The 15,540-nt window shown below is 68.0% G+C and carries 17 protein-coding genes and 2 riboswitches; of the genes, 4 read left to right on the top strand and 13 right to left on the bottom strand.

Annotated elements, in window-relative coordinates; genetic code table 11:
- Positions 1-40: 40 nt before the first annotated feature.
- Positions 41-1,936, top strand: coding sequence for a 1-deoxy-D-xylulose-5-phosphate synthase (dxs, locus tag F3I16_RS09625; RefSeq protein ID WP_160493461.1), 1,896 nt, complete (start codon positions 41-43; stop codon positions 1,934-1,936).
- Between the two features lie 66 nt (positions 1,937-2,002).
- A riboswitch (cobalamin riboswitch) is annotated at positions 2,003-2,233 on the top strand.
- 91 nt (positions 2,234-2,324) lie between these two features.
- Positions 2,325-4,202 (top strand): TonB-dependent receptor domain-containing protein, encoded by a 1,878-nt coding sequence (locus tag F3I16_RS09620; protein WP_160493460.1) that lies wholly within the window; start codon positions 2,325-2,327, stop codon positions 4,200-4,202.
- Between the two features lie 146 nt (positions 4,203-4,348).
- Here F3I16_RS09620 and F3I16_RS09615 read toward each other — a convergent pair whose 3' ends face one another.
- The 13 genes from F3I16_RS09615 to nrdR all read right to left on the bottom strand — a co-directional run bounded on the left by F3I16_RS09615 (position 4,349) and on the right by nrdR (position 14,164).
- Complete coding sequence (locus tag F3I16_RS09615; RefSeq protein ID WP_372239617.1) at positions 4,349-5,149, bottom strand: helical backbone metal receptor; 801 nt, start codon at positions 5,147-5,149, stop codon at positions 4,349-4,351.
- Positions 5,146-5,565, bottom strand: a complete 420-nt coding sequence (locus tag F3I16_RS09610) for an MFS transporter (RefSeq protein WP_160493458.1) — start codon at positions 5,563-5,565, stop codon at positions 5,146-5,148. The genes F3I16_RS09615 and F3I16_RS09610 overlap by 4 nt, the downstream gene beginning before the upstream one ends.
- Entirely contained in the window at positions 5,562-6,173 is a 612-nt protein-coding gene (gene ribA, locus F3I16_RS09605) for a GTP cyclohydrolase II (protein WP_160493457.1), read from the bottom strand. Before ribA ends, F3I16_RS09610 begins: the two co-directional genes overlap by 4 nt.
- A 127-nt stretch (positions 6,174-6,300) precedes the next feature.
- Complete coding sequence (locus F3I16_RS09600; protein ID WP_160493456.1) at positions 6,301-6,951, bottom strand: TIGR02281 family clan AA aspartic protease; 651 nt, start codon at positions 6,949-6,951, stop codon at positions 6,301-6,303.
- Positions 6,938-7,693, bottom strand: coding sequence for an ABC transporter substrate-binding protein (locus F3I16_RS09595; RefSeq protein WP_160493455.1), 756 nt, complete (start codon positions 7,691-7,693; stop codon positions 6,938-6,940). Before F3I16_RS09595 ends, F3I16_RS09600 begins: the two co-directional genes overlap by 14 nt.
- A 13-nt stretch (positions 7,694-7,706) precedes the next feature.
- Positions 7,707-8,192: a phosphatidylglycerophosphatase A gene (locus tag F3I16_RS09590; RefSeq protein ID WP_160493454.1), complete on the bottom strand. Its 486-nt coding sequence runs from the start codon at positions 8,190-8,192 to the stop codon at positions 7,707-7,709.
- Complete coding sequence (gene thiL / locus F3I16_RS09585) at positions 8,185-9,150, bottom strand: thiamine-phosphate kinase (RefSeq protein WP_160493453.1); 966 nt, start codon at positions 9,148-9,150, stop codon at positions 8,185-8,187. Before thiL ends, F3I16_RS09590 begins: the two co-directional genes overlap by 8 nt.
- A 4-nt stretch (positions 9,151-9,154) precedes the next feature.
- Complete coding sequence (gene nusB, locus F3I16_RS09580; protein WP_160493452.1) at positions 9,155-9,640, bottom strand: transcription antitermination factor NusB; 486 nt, start codon at positions 9,638-9,640, stop codon at positions 9,155-9,157.
- Positions 9,637-10,113 carry a 6,7-dimethyl-8-ribityllumazine synthase gene (gene ribE, locus F3I16_RS09575; protein ID WP_160078295.1) on the bottom strand — a complete coding sequence of 159 codons (477 nt, stop codon included), beginning with the start codon at positions 10,111-10,113 and terminating at the stop codon, positions 9,637-9,639. The genes nusB and ribE overlap by 4 nt, the downstream gene beginning before the upstream one ends.
- A 214-nt stretch (positions 10,114-10,327) precedes the next feature.
- On the bottom strand, positions 10,328-11,422 hold the full coding sequence (gene ribBA, locus F3I16_RS09570; RefSeq protein WP_160493451.1) for a bifunctional 3,4-dihydroxy-2-butanone-4-phosphate synthase/GTP cyclohydrolase II: 1,095 nt from the start codon (positions 11,420-11,422) through the stop codon (positions 10,328-10,330).
- A gap of 12 nt (positions 11,423-11,434) precedes the next feature.
- Positions 11,435-12,097 carry a riboflavin synthase gene (locus F3I16_RS09565; RefSeq protein ID WP_160493450.1) on the bottom strand — a complete coding sequence of 221 codons (663 nt, stop codon included), beginning with the start codon at positions 12,095-12,097 and terminating at the stop codon, positions 11,435-11,437.
- A 160-nt stretch (positions 12,098-12,257) separates the two neighbouring features.
- Positions 12,258-12,414, bottom strand: a riboswitch (FMN riboswitch).
- A gap of 167 nt (positions 12,415-12,581) precedes the next feature.
- A complete protein-coding gene (gene ribD, locus F3I16_RS09560; RefSeq protein WP_160493449.1) occupies positions 12,582-13,703 on the bottom strand; it encodes a bifunctional diaminohydroxyphosphoribosylaminopyrimidine deaminase/5-amino-6-(5-phosphoribosylamino)uracil reductase RibD in 1,122 nt (373 codons plus the stop codon).
- Entirely contained in the window at positions 13,700-14,164 is a 465-nt protein-coding gene (gene nrdR / locus F3I16_RS09555) for a transcriptional regulator NrdR (protein WP_160078287.1), read from the bottom strand. The genes ribD and nrdR overlap by 4 nt, the downstream gene beginning before the upstream one ends.
- A 260-nt stretch (positions 14,165-14,424) precedes the next feature.
- On the opposite strand from nrdR, the gene F3I16_RS09550 reads away from it, so the two are divergent.
- Together F3I16_RS09550 and F3I16_RS09545 are read left to right on the top strand one after the other, a co-directional pair.
- The gene (locus F3I16_RS09550; protein ID WP_160493448.1) at positions 14,425-14,877 is read left to right on the top strand and encodes a YbaY family lipoprotein; all 453 of its coding nucleotides are present in this window, start codon (positions 14,425-14,427) and stop codon (positions 14,875-14,877) included.
- A complete protein-coding gene (locus F3I16_RS09545) occupies positions 14,874-15,530 on the top strand; it encodes a methyltransferase (protein WP_160493447.1) in 657 nt (218 codons plus the stop codon). Before F3I16_RS09550 ends, F3I16_RS09545 begins: the two co-directional genes overlap by 4 nt.
- The last annotated feature ends 10 nt before the right edge of the window (positions 15,531-15,540 follow it).

Below are 15,540 nucleotides of genomic sequence, written 5' to 3'. Positions count from 1 at the left end.
AAACTGCCGCATCTTTTGTACGCCTATAACGATCCGCCTGATGCCGACGACTTTCCACGAGATCCCCCGCGAGCGCCCCTCCACGCCGTTGCTTGACCGCGCCGATACGCCGGTCGGCCTGCGGCGCCTGGCGGAAACCGAACTGGAAACCCTGGCCAACGAGCTGCGCCAGTACCTGCTGTACAGCGTCGGCCAGACCGGCGGGCACTTCGGTGCTGGGCTCGGCGTGATCGAGCTGACCATCGCCCTGCACTACATCTTCGACACCCCGGACGACCGGCTGGTGTGGGACGTCGGCCACCAGGCCTACCCGCACAAGATCCTCACCGGGCGCCGCGAGCGCATGAGCACGCTGCGCCAGAAGGACGGCCTGGCCGCCTTCCCGCGCCGCAGCGAGAGCGAGTACGACACCTTCGGCGTCGGCCACTCCAGCACCAGCATCAGCGCTGCCTTAGGGATGGCCATCGCCGCCAAACTGCAGGGTTCGCGGCGCAAGAGCGTGGCGGTGATCGGCGACGGCGCGCTGACCGCCGGCATGGCCTTCGAGGCGTTGAATCATGCCTCCGATGTGAAGGCCAACATGCTGGTGGTGCTCAACGACAACGACATGTCGATCTCCAAGAACGTCGGCGGCCTGTCCAACTACCTGGCCAAGATCATCTCCAGCCGCACCTATTCGAGCATGCGCGAAGGCAGCAAGAAGATCCTCTCGCGCCTGCCCGGCGCCTGGGAGATCGCGCGCAAGGTCGAGGAGCACGCCAAGGGCATGCTGGTGCCCGGCACCCTGTTCGAGGAGCTGGGCTGGAACTACGTCGGCCCCATCGACGGCCACGACCTGCCGACCCTGATCGCCACCCTGCGCAATATGCGCGACCTGGACGGCCCGCAGTTCCTCCATGTGGTGACCAAGAAGGGCAAGGGCTTCGCCCCGGCCGAGGCCGACCCGATCGGCTATCACGCGATCACCAAGCTGGAGCCGCTCACCGCCGAAGCCACCCCGAAGAAACCGAGCGGCCCCAAGTACTCCAGCGTGTTCGGCCAGTGGCTGTGTGACATGGCTGCGGCCGACCCGCGCCTGGTCGGCATCACCCCGGCGATGAAGGAAGGCTCCGACCTGGTGGCCTTCAGCGAGCGCTTCCCCGAGCGCTACTTCGACGTCGCCATCGCCGAGCAGCACGCGGTGACCCTGGCCGCCGGCATGGCCTGCGACGGCGTCAAGCCGGTGGTGGCGATCTACTCGACCTTCCTCCAGCGCGCCTACGACCAGCTGATCCACGACGTGGCCGTGCAGCACCTCGACGTGCTGTTCGCCATCGACCGCGCCGGCCTGGTCGGCGAAGACGGCCCGACCCACGCCGGCAGCTTCGATATTTCCTACCTGCGCTGCATCCCCGGCATGCTGGTGATGACCCCCAGCGACGAGAACGAACTGCGCCGCATGCTCACCACCGGCCACTTGTTCGATGGCCCGGCGGCCGTGCGCTACCCGCGCGGCAGCGGGCCGAACACGCCGATCGAGCCGACCCTGGAGCCGCTGGCAATCGGCAAGGGCCTGGTCCGTCGCCACGGGCAGAAGACCGCCCTGCTGGTGTTCGGCGTGCAGCTGGCCGAAGCGCTCAAGGTCGGCGAGAAGCTGGATGCGACTGTGGTCGACATGCGCTTCGTCAAACCGCTGGACGAGGCCCTGGTGCGCGAACTGGCGGCCAGCCACGAGCTGCTGGTGACCATCGAGGAGAACGCCATCATGGGCGGCGCCGGTTCGGCGATCAGCGAGTTCCTCGCCGCCGAGAACCTGCTCAAGCCCGTGCTGCACCTGGGTCTGCCGGACAGCTACGTGGAGCACGCCAAGCCGGCGCAGATGTTGGCTGAATGCGGCCTGGACCAGGCCGGCATCGAAGCGGCCGTGCGTCAGCGCCTGGCGCAACTGCCCACATGAATGCCGCTCATCCAGAGCCGAGCCCAACTCGCTTGTAATTCATCCAGCCGCGCACTATGGTGCGCGGCGTTTTACTTCCGCCAAGGTGCGCCCGTCGTGATCGACCGGCGTTAAACGGGAAGCCGGTGCGCTCGTCACGAGCCATTCCGGCGCTGCCCCCGCAACGGTAAGCCACCGCAGCCTCGCGCTGCCATGTCGATCGACGTGCCACTGGGAGTTTTCCCGGGAAGGCGATCGACAGGGAAAGTTCGCTTTCAGTGGCAAGCCCGGAGACCGGCCTCGACGGATTCGACTGGTGTTGCGGAGGGCAGCACCGTCAAGCGTCGGCTTGTGGTGACGCTTGTCCCTGCCCTCCTCAAAAGTCTGCCGACTGTTTGAGGATCCATTGATGAAATTGTCCCGCCTGGCTCTGGCCATCGCCCTACTGCCCGCCTCCGCGGCCTTCGCCAGCGAAGACCAGGAAGCCGCGCTGAAGCTGTCGGAAACCCTGATCAGCGCCAACCGCGACGTGCAGCAGCGCAGCGCCAGCAGCGCCGCCAGCACGGTGTTCACCCGCGCCGACATCGAGCGCCTGCAACCCGCCTCGGTGGTCGACCTGCTCGCCCGCGTGCCCGGCGTGCAGGTGACGCAGAACGGCAGCGGCAGCCTGGCCAGCCTGTATATCCGCGGCACCAAGTCGGCGCAGAGCCTGGTCCTGGTGGACGGCATGCGCATCGGTTCGGCCAGCTCCGGCGACAGCAACCTGCAGCACCTCAATATCGAGCAGATCGAGCGCATCGAAGTGCTGCGCGGGCCGCGCTCGGCCATGTACGGCGCCGATGCCATCGGCGGCGTGGTGCAGATATTCACCCGCCGCAGCAGCGGCGAAGGGCTCAAGCCGTTCGTGCGCGTGGGCTATGGCAGCCGCGGCACCTGGCAGCGCAGCGCCGGCATCTCCGGCGGCGACGAGGCCACCCGCTTCAGCCTGGCCGGCAGCCTCGACGAAACCAATGGCTTCGACCGCACCGGCACGTCCTACGAGGCCGACCAGGATCACGACGCCTACCGCAACAAGGCCTTCAGCCTGAGCCTCAGCCACAGCTTCAACGACAACCTGGAAGCCGGGATCAACGTCCTCGACCAGCGCGGCCGCACCGAATTCGACAACCCCTTCGGCCGCTTCGACATGACCACCTTCGAGTCGGTCGAGCAGGACCCGTACAGCGACTTCACCGTCAGCAGCGTCTCCAGCTACCTCGACGCCCAGCTCAACGACGCCTGGAACAGCCGCCTGGAAGTCGGCCACAGCGAGAACCGCGAAGAGAGCCTGGACAAGCTCAGCGCCGAGCGCGGCGTGTTCAACACCTACCGCGACTCGGTCAACTGGCTGAACACCCTGAACCTGAACGACAGCCACAGCCTGCTGCTCGGCGCCGACTGGTACCAAGACCAGCTCAACAGCAACACCGCCTTCGCCGAACAGCAGCGCTGGAACCAGGCGGCCTTCATCCAGCACCGCTACGACGGCGAGCACTTCGCCACCGAGCTGGGCCTGCGCCACGACAAGAACGAACAGTTCGGCAGCGAGAACACCTGGAGCGGCGCCCTGACCCTGCCGCTGAACGAGCGCAACGACCTGATCGCCTCCTACAGCGAAGGCTTCCGCGCGCCGACCTTCAACGACCTGTACTACCCGGACTACAGCAACCCGGACCTCAAGCCGGAGCACTCCAAGAGCGTCGAGCTGCAGTGGCGCAGCCAGCTGGCCGCCACCACCCGCCTGGAAGCCTCGGTCTACCGCACCGACATCGAAGACGCCATCGCCAGCGACCAGGACTTCATCCCGCAGAACATCGCCAAGGCGCGCATCCATGGTTTCGAGGCCGCGCTGCAGCAGGAACTGTTTGGCTGGCAGGGCCAGCTGGGCGTGGCCTTCGTCGACCCGCGCGACCGCGACAGCGGCCACACCCTCAACCGCCGCGCACGGCGCACCCTGAGCCTGGACCTGGATCGCAGCTTCGGCGATGTCGCCATCGGCGCCAGCTGGCAGGCCGTGAGCAGCAGCTACGACGACCCGGACAACCAGGATCGCCTGGCCGGCTACGGCCTGCTGGCCCTGCGCGGCAGCTGGCAGGCCACGCCCGAGCTGAAGCTGGAAGCCAAGCTGGATAACCTGCTGGACAAGGATTACCAGCGCGCCCTGTACGAACACGAAGGCGAGCATTACGGCTACCGCCAGGAAGGCCGCAGCGCCCTGCTCGGCTTCGTCTGGACGCCGCAACTGTAAGCCCCGGGGACCTGGCCAAGCCGGCGCAGGGCGCCGGTTCGCGGCTGAAGCCGCTCCCACACAAGAACCGGCCGTCAGCGGCGCGAGGCCAGCCCCTCCTCAGCCTGCCACCGACACCGGCGTAGGAGCGGCTTCGGCCGCGAACCTCAGTGAGCCCCGGCCAGCAGCTCGCAGAGCCTCTCGGTAGCGCCCAGCATCTGGAAGCTGGGCCGCTCGATGCCCTTGTCCGGCACCGACCAGAGCTGGTTCAGGTGCACCGCCGGCAGCTGCGGCCAGGCCCGCCAATGCGCCAGTTCGGCACCACTGCCGCCCAGGATGATCCGCGGCGCACGGGCCAGCACCGCCTCGACATTGACCTGGGGCGCCGGCAGGCGCAGGTCCTCGAACACATTGCGCGCGCCGCAGACAGCCAGGGCATCGCCGAGAATCTGCTGCGCGCCGATGGTGTACAGCGGCTGGTGCCAGACCTGGTAGAACACCGGCAGCGGCTGCTCGCGGCGGTAACGGCCGCGCAACCCGGCCATGCCGTCGCGGAACTGCTCGCGCAATTGGCGGCCACGCTCGGCACGGCCGACCCGCGCGCCGATCTCGGCGAACTGTTCGGCCAGCTGCTCCAGGTTTCGGGGCTCGCCCAGGTAGAATGGGATGCCGATGTCGGCCAACTGGCGGCGCTGCGCCTCGGGCAGGCTGCCGGGCGACAGCAGCAACAGATCCGGCTTGAGGCTCAGCAGGGTTTCCAGTTCGAGCGTACCGAAGCGCCCCACCGAGGCCACCCCGGCCAGTTGCGGCGGACGCTCGGCGCCATCCAGCACGCCGACCAGCAGCTCGCCGGCGCCCAGCTCCAGCATGATTTCCGACATCGAGGGTGCCAGGCTGACCACCCGCTCGGCGGCCAGCGGCGACAGGCACGCAACCAGCAGGCAGGCGCCGAGCAGCAGGCGCATCAGCCGAGCTGGCGTGGGATGCGGTACAGGCAGAGCAGCATCACACTGCTCAGGGCCAGCAGGAACAGCGCCACCGCATGCAGGCCGGGGAACAGCGCCAGGGCGGCGATCCAGGCCGGCAGGCCGGCGGCGAGCAGGCCCAGGCGCCGGCGCCGCGCCAGTTCGATCCAGGCGGCCGGCTCCTCGGCCAGCCCCAACGACTTGCCGGTGGCGAGCAGGGCGCGCTTGTAGGCGGCAAACACCGGCAGGGTGATGAACATCGAGGCCATGCCGGCAATGAACAGCGGCAGTTCCAGCATCGCCAGCACCGGCGACTGGCCACGGAACACGAAGCCGAGGACGAACAGCGGCGCCAGGGTCAGGCCGAGCTGGCGCCACCATTCGATGGCCAGCCGGCGACGCACCTCGGTGCGGGTCACTCGGCTTCTTCCTGGTGCTGCAAGCCGAGCATGTGGCCGAGCTTGCCGGCCTTGGTCGTCAGGTACTTGCGGTTGTGCACGTTGAGGCCGATTTCCAGCGGGTGACGCTCGGCCACGCGCACGCCGAAGCCTTCCAGGGCCTTGACCTTGCGCGGGTTGTTGGTCATCAGGCGGATCGCCTTGATGCCCAGGTGATCGAGCATCGGCAGGCAGATCGAATAGTCGCGCTGGTCGGCGGCGAAGCCCAGGCGCTCGTTGGCCTCGACCGTATCGGCCCCGCCATCCTGCAGCTCGTAGGCGCGGATCTTGTTCAGCAGGCCGATGCCGCGGCCTTCCTGGCGCAGGTACAGCAACACGCCGCGACCTTCCTTGGCGATGGCGCGCAAGGCCGCTTCGAGCTGGGCGCCGCAGTCGCAACGCTGGCTGAACAGGGCGTCGCCGGTCAGGCACTCGGAGTGCAGGCGGCCCAGCACCGGAGCACCATCGTTCACCTGGCCGAGGGTCAGGGCGACGTGCTCCTTGCCGGTCTCCTCATCGAGGAAGCCGTGCATGGTGAAAGTCGCGAAAGGCGTAGGCAGCTGGGAGGCGGCGACGAAGACAACGGACACCGGGTGCTCCTGTTGAGTGATCGGCAGAAAGGCCGGCATTGTACCAGCAGCACCCGGCTGCCGCGCAGCGTGAATTGTGCGGGATAAGGATCGGGCCATTCGATGAGTGGCCCCGACTAACCGGCGGTCAGATCTTCGACTCCAGCTGCAGCACGCCATTTTCCTCGCGCCAGCGCACCCGGCTGAGGAAGCTCATGCCCAGCAGCACTTCGGTGGGCGAGTCGCCTTCCAGCACCACGGCCTCGACGCCGAGTACTTCCAGGCCACCGACCTTGACCACATCCAGCTTGATCCGCCAGCCCCTGACGTTGCCGCCGGCGGTACTGGCCACCATCGGCCGGCCCACCACCCGGTAATCGATGCCCAGACGGCGCGCCTGGCCTTCGTTCATGGCCACGGTCGTGGCCCCGGTATCGACGAGGAACTGTACCGGATGGCCATTGGCCGAGCCGGCCACCCAGAAGTGGTTGCCCACGCCCTTGCTGATGCTGACCTTTTCCGCCTGCGGGGCCGCACTGCCGCCCTGGTTGTACTCGCGCGACAGGTCGTAGCTGCGCTCCACGCCATCCACACGCAGGCGCGCGCCCTTGCTGTCGGCGCTGACCACCTGCACGCCGCCGGGGCCGGCCTGGCCGACCTTCACCAGCTTGCGCTGGCCATCCACCAGCAGCACCGCGGCATTGGGGAACAGCCCCACCACCTGCACCTGGGTTTGCGCCTGCAACAGCGGGCTGATGGCCAGCAGCAGGCCGGCAGCCAGCACTTCAAGGTGACGCATCGGGTCTCTCCATGTCCTGATCGAAAGGGTACGGCTGCCGCCAGCGGCGAAACAGCGGACGCAGGCTGCCAGCGCTCACCAGCACGGCCATGCGCCGGTCGTAGAGGGCGGCCAGGGCGCGGCCGCGCTCAGTATCGGCAAAGCCGGGATACAGCGGCAAGCGGGTCAGCGCGGTGATGCGGAAGCGTTCCGTTTCGGCATGCTTGAGGATATCGGCCACTTCGCTACTGGCATCGATATAGAAGTCGGCATGCCCGCGTTCGAGCATGGCGAGGATGTCGCCGCTGCGCTGCACCTCGTGGTAGCGGACGACGCCCGGCAGGTACTGCTGGTAGCCGTAGCCACGCATCCAGGCCAGGCGATAGCGCCCCAGTTCCGCCAGCCGGGCCGGCGGCCGGCTGCTCAGGCCCAGGGCGACGATGCGGTCTGCATCGTAGGGGCGCTGCGGATAGAACGTCCTGTCCTTGACCTCGTCGCGATAGGAACCCAGCCAGGCATCCGCCTCGCCGCGCTGCACCAGGCCGATGGCGCGGGTATAGGGCTCGATGCGCAAGGTCATCTTCACCCCCGCCGGCTCGAACACCTGGCGCATGATTTCCCAGGCCAGGCCGCTGCCATCGGCATTGGTGTGGCCCGGCCAGTGCTCGCTGACCAGCAGGATTTCCTTGGCTCGAAGTTCGGCGGCCTGCACGGCCGGCAGCCCCAGGACAATCATCAGCCAAGCCAGCAGCCACATGCGCATGCCAGTCTCCTGCCTACGCCACGCCCCAGACGATCAACTGCATGGTCAGCCAGGCGAACACCCCGGCCAGCACATCGTCGAGCATGATGCCGACACCGCCATGCACGTGGCGGTCGATCCAGCTGATCGGCCACGGCTTGAGGATGTCGAAGAAGCGGAATACCAGGAAGCCTAGCAGGATCCAGTGCCAGCCCGCGGGCACCAGCCACAGGGTGATCCACATGCCGACCATCTCGTCCCAGACGATGCCTTCGTGGTCGTGCACCTTCATGTCCGTGGCGACCCGGCCGCACAGCCAGAAGCCGAACAGCATGGTCACGCCCAGCAGCAGCCAGTAGCCCCAGTCCGGCAGCATCTGCCACAGCGGGATGAACGGGATGGCCACCAGCGAACCCCAGGTGCCGGGCGCCTTGGGCATCAGCCCGGAGCCGAAACCGAAGGCCAGAAAATGCCAGGGATTGCGCCATACCTGCGGCGCCACGCGTACCGAATCAGTCACCCGAACTCCCGAAATGTTGATAGCCCGCCCGTGGCGGTTGGATCACGGCACCGCTGTCATCCAGCAGCGTCACCCCCGCACCGGCCAGGGCACGACCGATCACCACGGTCGCCGGCCAGGCCGCCTGCACGGCAGCCAGATGCTCGGGCGGCAGGGTAAAGGCCAGCACGTAGTCGTCGCCACCGGCCAGCGCACAATCGGCCGCCGTCGCCCCGGCAATGGCCTGCAGGGCGGGCGACATGGGCACCCGCGCCAGCTCGATGCACAGCGCCACGGCAGAAGCCCTGGCGATATGCCCGCAATCGGCCAGCAGGCCATCGGACACATCCAGCGCCGCCGTGGCCTTGCCGCGCAGCAGCAGGCCGAGGTCCAGTTGCGGCTGCGGCGCCCAGTAGCGCTGCAGCAGCTGTTGCGCCGCCGTGTCCGTCGCCTGGCGTTGCCCCAGCACCAGCGGCAGCGCGCCGGCGCCATCGCCCAGCGGGCCACCGACGCACAGCAGGTCGCCGGGACGGGCACCGCTGCGGGTCAGCGCCCGGCCGGCCGGCACCCGGCCGAACACGGTGACGGTCAGGCTCAGCGGACCACGGGTGGTATCACCGCCGATCAGGGCCAGGCCGCAGCCCCGGGCCATCTGCGACAAGCCACGGGCGAAGCCTTGCAGCCAGGCCTCGTCGGCCTGCGGCAGGGTGATCGCCAGGGTGAAGCCCAGGGGCGTGGCGCCCATGGCGGCCAGGTCGCTGGCCGCCACTGCCAGCGCGCGCTGGCCGAGCAGGAAGGGATCGGCGGAGGCAGGAAAATGCACGCCGACCACCAGGGTGTCGGTGGACACCGCCAGCTGTTCGCCGGCGGGCACTTGCAGCAGGGCGCAGTCGTCGCCGATGCCCAGGGCCACGCCTTCGGCCGCCTGCGCACAGGGCGCGGCGGCGAAGAAGCGGCGGATCAGCTCGAATTCGCCCAAGGACTCAGCGCTTGTGGGCGCTGACTTCGGCGGCACGCAGGATGGGCGCCAGCTTGTCCAGTACGCCGTTGACGAACTTGTGTCCGTCGGTGGCACCGAACACCTTGGCCAGCTCGATGCCTTCGTTGATCACCACACGGTAGGGCACGTCGAGACGCTGGCTCAGCTCCCAGGTGGACAGGCGCAGGATGGCCAGCTCGACCGGATCCAGCTCTTCCAGCGGACGATCCAGGCAGGGCGTGATGGCGCCGTCGATCTCGGTCTTCTGGGTGGCCACACCGACGAGAATCTCGTGGAAGTAGCCGCCGTCGACACCGCTGAAGTCGTTGTCGACGCGGAACTGCGCTTCGATCTCGTTCAGCGACTGACCGGCCATGTGCCATTGATACAGGGCCTGCATGCCCAGGGTACGGGCGACCCGGCGGGTAGCGATCTTGCCCTTGGCCTTGGGCTGCGGAGCGTCCTGGCTGTCGTCGTGGTTAAGGCTCACTTGGCCTCCAGCTGCGCCAGCAGACTGACCATTTCCAGAGCGGACAGGGCCGCTTCGGCGCCCTTGTTGCCGGCCTTGGTGCCGGAACGCTCGATGGCTTGTTCGATGGAATCGACGGTCAGCACGCCGAAGGCCACCGGCACGCCGTACTCCATGGACACCTGGGCCAGGCCCTTGGTGCACTCGCCGGCAACGTATTCGAAATGCGGGGTGCCGCCACGGATCACGGCGCCGAGGGCGATGATCGCGGCGTATTCGCCACGCTGGGCGACTTTCTGGGTGACCAGGGGAATCTCGAAGGCACCCGGGGCACGAATGATGGTGATGTCGCTTTCGCTCACGCCGTGGCGCACCAGGGCGTCGACTGCGCCACTGACCAGGCTTTCGACGACGAAGCTGTTGAAGCGGCCGACCACCAGGGCATAGCGGCCTTTGGGGGCGATGAAGGTACCTTCGATGGTCTTCAGGGTCATGGGCGAGTCTCAGTCTGTATAAAGAGCCGGGACGCCGGTGGCGTCCCGTAGGTAATTAATCGTGAACTTCACACCGGCGAAACGAGAGCGTAGCGAGCGCCGGCTAGGCAAGGCGAAAGCAGGCGAGGACGCGGAGTTTACTGAGTGTAAATGAGCAGTCCGAGCCTGCTTTCAACGCAGCATAGCCAAGCGCAGTAGCTCTCGTTTTATCGGTTCATTCAGCGGGCAGGTATTCTACTACTTCCAGGTCGAAACCGGATATCGCATTGAACTTCATCGGCGAGCTCAGCAGGCGCATCTTGCGCACGCCGAGGTCACGCAGGATCTGCGAGCCGGCCCCCACGGTGCTGTAGGTCGTCGGGCTGGCCGACTTGCTCTCGGCGCCCTGGGGGCGTTCGAGCTGGGCCAGCAGCTCCGGACCGTTGATCGGATTGCCCAGCAGCAGCACCACGCCGCTACCGGCCTTGGCCACCTCGGCCATGGCCGCGCGCAGGCTCCAGCGCCCGGCCTGCTTGACCAGGAACAGGTCGCGCAGCGGGTCGGCGTTGTGCACGCGCACCAGGGTCGGCGTTTCGGCGCAGATGCTGCCCAGGGTCAGGGCCATGTGCACGCTGTCGTCCAGGGCATCGCGGTAGCTGACCAGGTTGAACTGGCCCAGCTCGCTGTCGATCTTCTGCTCGCTGACGCGCTGCACGGTGCGCTCGTGGATCAGGCGGTAGTGGATCAGGTCGGCGATGGTGCCGATCTTCAGGCCGTGCTGCTCGGCGAACACCTCCAGCTCGGGGCGACGGGCCATGGTGCCGTCGTCGTTCATGATCTCGCAGATCACCCCGCTCGGCTCGAAACCGGCCATGCGCGCCAGGTCGCAGGCCGCCTCGGTGTGCCCGGCACGGGCCAGCACGCCGCCGGGCTGGGCCATCAGCGGGAAGATATGGCCGGGGCTGACGATATCGTCAGCCACCGCCCCCTTGGCCACGGCCGCCTGCACGGTACGCGCGCGGTCGGCAGCGGAGATGCCGGTGGTCACACCCTCGGCGGCCTCGATGGAGACGGTGAACTTGGTGCCGAAGCCGGAGCCGTTGCGCGGCGCCATCAGCGGCAGCTTGAGCAGTTCGCAGCGCTCGCGGCTCATCGGCATGCAGATCAGGCCGCGGGCGAAGCGGGCCATGAAGTTGATGTGCTCGGCGGTGACGCATTCGGAGGCGATGATGATGTCGCCTTCGTTCTCGCGGTCCTCGTCATCCATGAGGATGACCATCTTGCCGGCGCGGATGTCTTCGATCAGTTCTTCTGCGGTATTCAGAGCCATGGGGGCTGTTCCTTACTTATTCAGGTAGCCGTGTTCGGCCAGAAAACTTTCGCTGATGCCGGAGGCACCGGGTTCGGCGGCCTTGTCGCCGAGCAGCAGGCGCTCCAGGTAGCGCGCCAGCAGGTCGACCTCCAGGTTGACCTGCCGCCCGGGCCGGTAGTCGGCCATGATGGTCTCGACCAGGGTATGCGGCACGATGGTCAGCTCGAACTCGGCGCCATTCACCGCGTTCACCGTCAGGCTGGTGCCGTCGACGGTGATCGAGCCCTTCAGCGCGATGTACTTGGCCAGCTCGCGCGGCGCGCGGATTCGGAACTGGATGGCGCGGGCATTCTCCTCGCGGGCGACGACCTCGCCGACGCCGTCGACATGGCCGCTGACCAGGTGACCGCCCAGGCGGGTGGTCGGCGTCAGGGCCTTTTCCAGGTTGACCCGGCTGCCCGCTTTCAAGTCGATGAAGGCGCTGCGCGCCAGGGTCTCGCGGCTGACGTCGGCCCAGAAGCCGTTGCCGGGCAGCTCCACGGCGGTCAGGCAGATGCCGTTCACCGCGATGCTGTCACCCAGCTTCACATCCGCCAGGTCCAGCTTGCCGGTCTCGACATACACGCGCACGTCGCCGCCCTTGGGGCTCAGCGCACGAATGGTGCCGATCGCTTCGATGATTCCGGTAAACATCAGACCTCCCCCATTGGCAGCGCACCGCCGCCGCGCACGGGGCGGCGGGCAGAACGAAAAGCATAAGACATCACTACGCACTCCTGTTCGGAAAACAAACAGGGCGATGGGATCGATAGGGATTTTCGCGGACGCAGACGTACAGCGCCCCGGAAGGGAATCCCGCTCTCTCTTTATCCGGACTATGACCGTCGGCCCCGGAATCACACCGGGTCTGCTGACCTTGCCGTCCCAGCAGGGCAGGCAAGCGCTCGCGGGCTAGACACTAGAGTGCCATTACCGCCGGTGGGGAATTACACCCCGCCCTGAGAACGTTGCAGCCACCAGGGGCTGCGCGGGACGTTTTACCATATTTGCCGCGGCGGCGCATGGCGGGCTCGTAGGTTGTGGTTGAGCGCAGCGAAGCCCAACAGCGAAAGGCTCAGCCCCGCCGCAGTTCTCATCGCTGCCCGTTGGGCTTCGTCGCTACGCTCCTCAACCCAACCTACGCTTTCTTCGGCACCGCGATGATCCGCCAATCGTTGCCCACCGCGCGGATCTCGCGAATCTCCAGCTCCTGCGCCTCGGCCATGCGTGCCAGCGGCCAGTCCAGCAGCGGGCGGGCGCTGGAGCCGAGGAACTTGGGCGCGACGAACAGCTGGTATTCGTCGACCAGCCCCGCGCGGGCAAAGGCCCCGGCCAGGCGCGGCCCGGCCTCGACCAGCACTTCGTTGGCACCGCGACCGGCCAGTTCCATCAGCAGTTTGCGCAGGTCGACGTGGCCATTGCTGCCCGGCACGGCGAGCAGTTCGTGGCCGTCTTCGAGAAAACGATCGCGGGCGGCGGCCGCCGCACAGGTGGCCACCAGCGCCGGCCCGGCCTGATAGAAGGGCGCGGACAGCGGTACGCGCAGGCGCCCATCGACCAGCACCCGCAGCGGCGGTCGGCTGACCGCCAGGGCCGCCTGCTCGGCGCCCAGGCCCAGCTCATCGGGGCGCACGGTGAGGCGCGCCTGGTCGGTGAGTACGGTATCGGCACCGGTGAGGATCACGCTGGCCCGCGCGCGCAGGCGCTGCACCGCCGAGCGCGCCTCCGGGCCGGTGATCCACTGGCTCTCGCCGCTGGCCATGGCCGTGCGCCCGTCCAGGCTCATCGCCAGCTTGACCCGCACGAACGGCAGGCCGTGCTCCATGCGCTTGATGAAACCGGCATTCAGCGCCCGCGCCTCGGCCTCCAGCACGCCGCTGTGCACGGCGATGCCGGCGTGCATCAGGCGCAGCAGGCCCTTGCCGGACACCTGCGGATTGGGGTCCTGCATGGCCGCCACCACGCGGGCGACACCGGCCGCCACCAGCGCATCGGCGCAGGGCGGCGTGCGCCCGTGGTGGCTGCAGGGTTCCAGGGTGACGTAGGCGGTGGCGCCCTGGGCCCGCCCGCCGGCCTGGCGCAGGGCATGCACTTCGGCATGCGGCTCGCCGGCGCGGGCGTGCCAGCCTTCACCAACGATCTGCCCGTCACGCACGATGACGCAGCCGACCCGCGGGTTGGGATGGGTGGAGTACAGCCCCTTGCGCGCCAGTTCCAGCGCGCGGGCCATGAACTGCTGGTCGTTCGCGGCGGCACTCATGGCTTGGCCGGCTCGCGGGCCAGGCGCTCGATTTCCTCGCGGAATTCGTTGAGGTCCTGGAAGCGCCGGTACACCGAGGCGAAGCGGATATAAGCGACTTCATCGAGCTTCTGCAGCTCGGTCATCACCAGCTCGCCGAGCACCAGCGACTTGATCTCGCGCTCGCCGGTGGCGCGCAGCTTCTGCTTGATATGGGCGATCGCCTCTTCCAGGCGCTCGACGCTCACCGGGCGCTTCTCCAGCGCGCGCTGCATGCCGGCGCGCAGCTTGTCCTCGTCGAACGGCTGGCGGCTGCCGTCCTGCTTGATCAGGCGCGGCATCACCAGCTCGGCGGTTTCGAAGGTGGTGAAACGTTCGCCGCAGGCCAGGCACTCGCGGCGGCGGCGCACCTGCTCGCCCTCGGCGACCAGACGCGAATCGATGACCTTGGTGTCGTTGGCGGCGCAGAAGGGACAATGCATGGCGGGAAACGGCCCTGGGCAACGGCAGCGCCGCGACTACCCGTTGCCAGACCGCGCGGCTGTTGCGGAAGCGAACCGACCCGCGAAATTCGCGACGGAAGCCACTCCCACGGCACAATGGCCGCCTGGCGCCTGGTGCAACGGGCGCCGGGGCGGCGCCTGGGAAAAAGTGGCTCATGGTAGCGCATCCCTTTGCCAAGACAAGCCAGCGCCTTTGCGGTATACAGGCGCCCGTTCAGCCCCATTCCTGCGGACTTGCCATGTCGATACGTCCCTTGCTCGCTCCCTGCGCCACCCTGCTGCTCGCGGCCTGCGCGAGCGCGCCAGAAAAACCCGTCGCGCCGGCACCAGCACCAGTCGCCGAGGCCAAACCGGCTGCCGTGGTCGAGGCGCCCCTGCCCAGCCATATGCGCGAGCTGCGCGGCAGCCTGCGCACGCCGCCGGCGGGCAGCGAAGTGGAAATGGCCCTGCTGGTGATCGACGAGCGCGACCGCCCGCAGCAGCTGCTGGCCAGCCTGACCCTAGCGGGCAACGGCCAGCTGCTGCCGTTCCGCCTGCCGTTCAACCCGGCGTACCTCCCCAACGGTGCGCGGGTCGAACTGCGCGCCCGCATCAGCCAGTCCGGGCGCCTGGTCCTGCGCCTGCCGCCGCAGCGCATCCACCAGGCGCAGAGCCAGAACCTCGGCGAACTGCCGCTGGTCAGCGCACCATGAAGGCACCGCACGTCCTGCAGGACGCCCTGCACCAGCTGCTCGGCGACGCGCGCCTGGTGGCGCAGACCCTGCCCGGCACCGACCTCAAGCTGTGGCTGATCGATGCGGCGAACATGGATCGCTGCTTCAGCCCGGAAGAAACCCGCCTGATCCTCGAAGAGCCTCCCTACTGGTGCTTCTGCTGGGCCAGCGGCCTGGTCCTGGCGCGCTGGCTGGCCGAGCGGCCCGAGTGGGTGCGTGGCAAGCGGGTGCTGGACTTCGGTGCCGGCTCCGGCGTGGCCGCCATCGCCGCGGCCAAGGCCGGCGCCCTGGAAGTGGTGGCCTGCGACCTCGACCCGCTGGCCCTCGCATCCTGCCGGGCCAATGCCGAGTTGAATGGCGTCGAGCTGAGCTACTCGGCGGACTTCTTCGCCGAGGCCGATCACTTCGACCTGATCATCGTCGCCGACGTGCTCTACGACCGCGCCAACCTGCCGCTGCTCGACCATTTCCTCAGCCGCGGCCGCGAGGCGCTGGTCGCCGACTCGCGGGTCAAGGACTTCCAGCACCCGCTGTACCAGCGCCTGGGCATGCTCGAAGCCTGCACCTGGCCGGACCTGGCCGAGCCGGCCGAATTCCGCCATGTCAGCCTGTACCACGCCCGGCGCGAATAGCCGGGCGCTT

The organism is Pseudomonas sp. L-22-4S-12 (assembly GCF_009799935.1).
Taxonomy (GTDB): domain Bacteria; phylum Pseudomonadota; class Gammaproteobacteria; order Pseudomonadales; family Pseudomonadaceae; genus Aquipseudomonas.
This window is presented reverse-complemented; position numbering and strand designations above follow the sequence as displayed.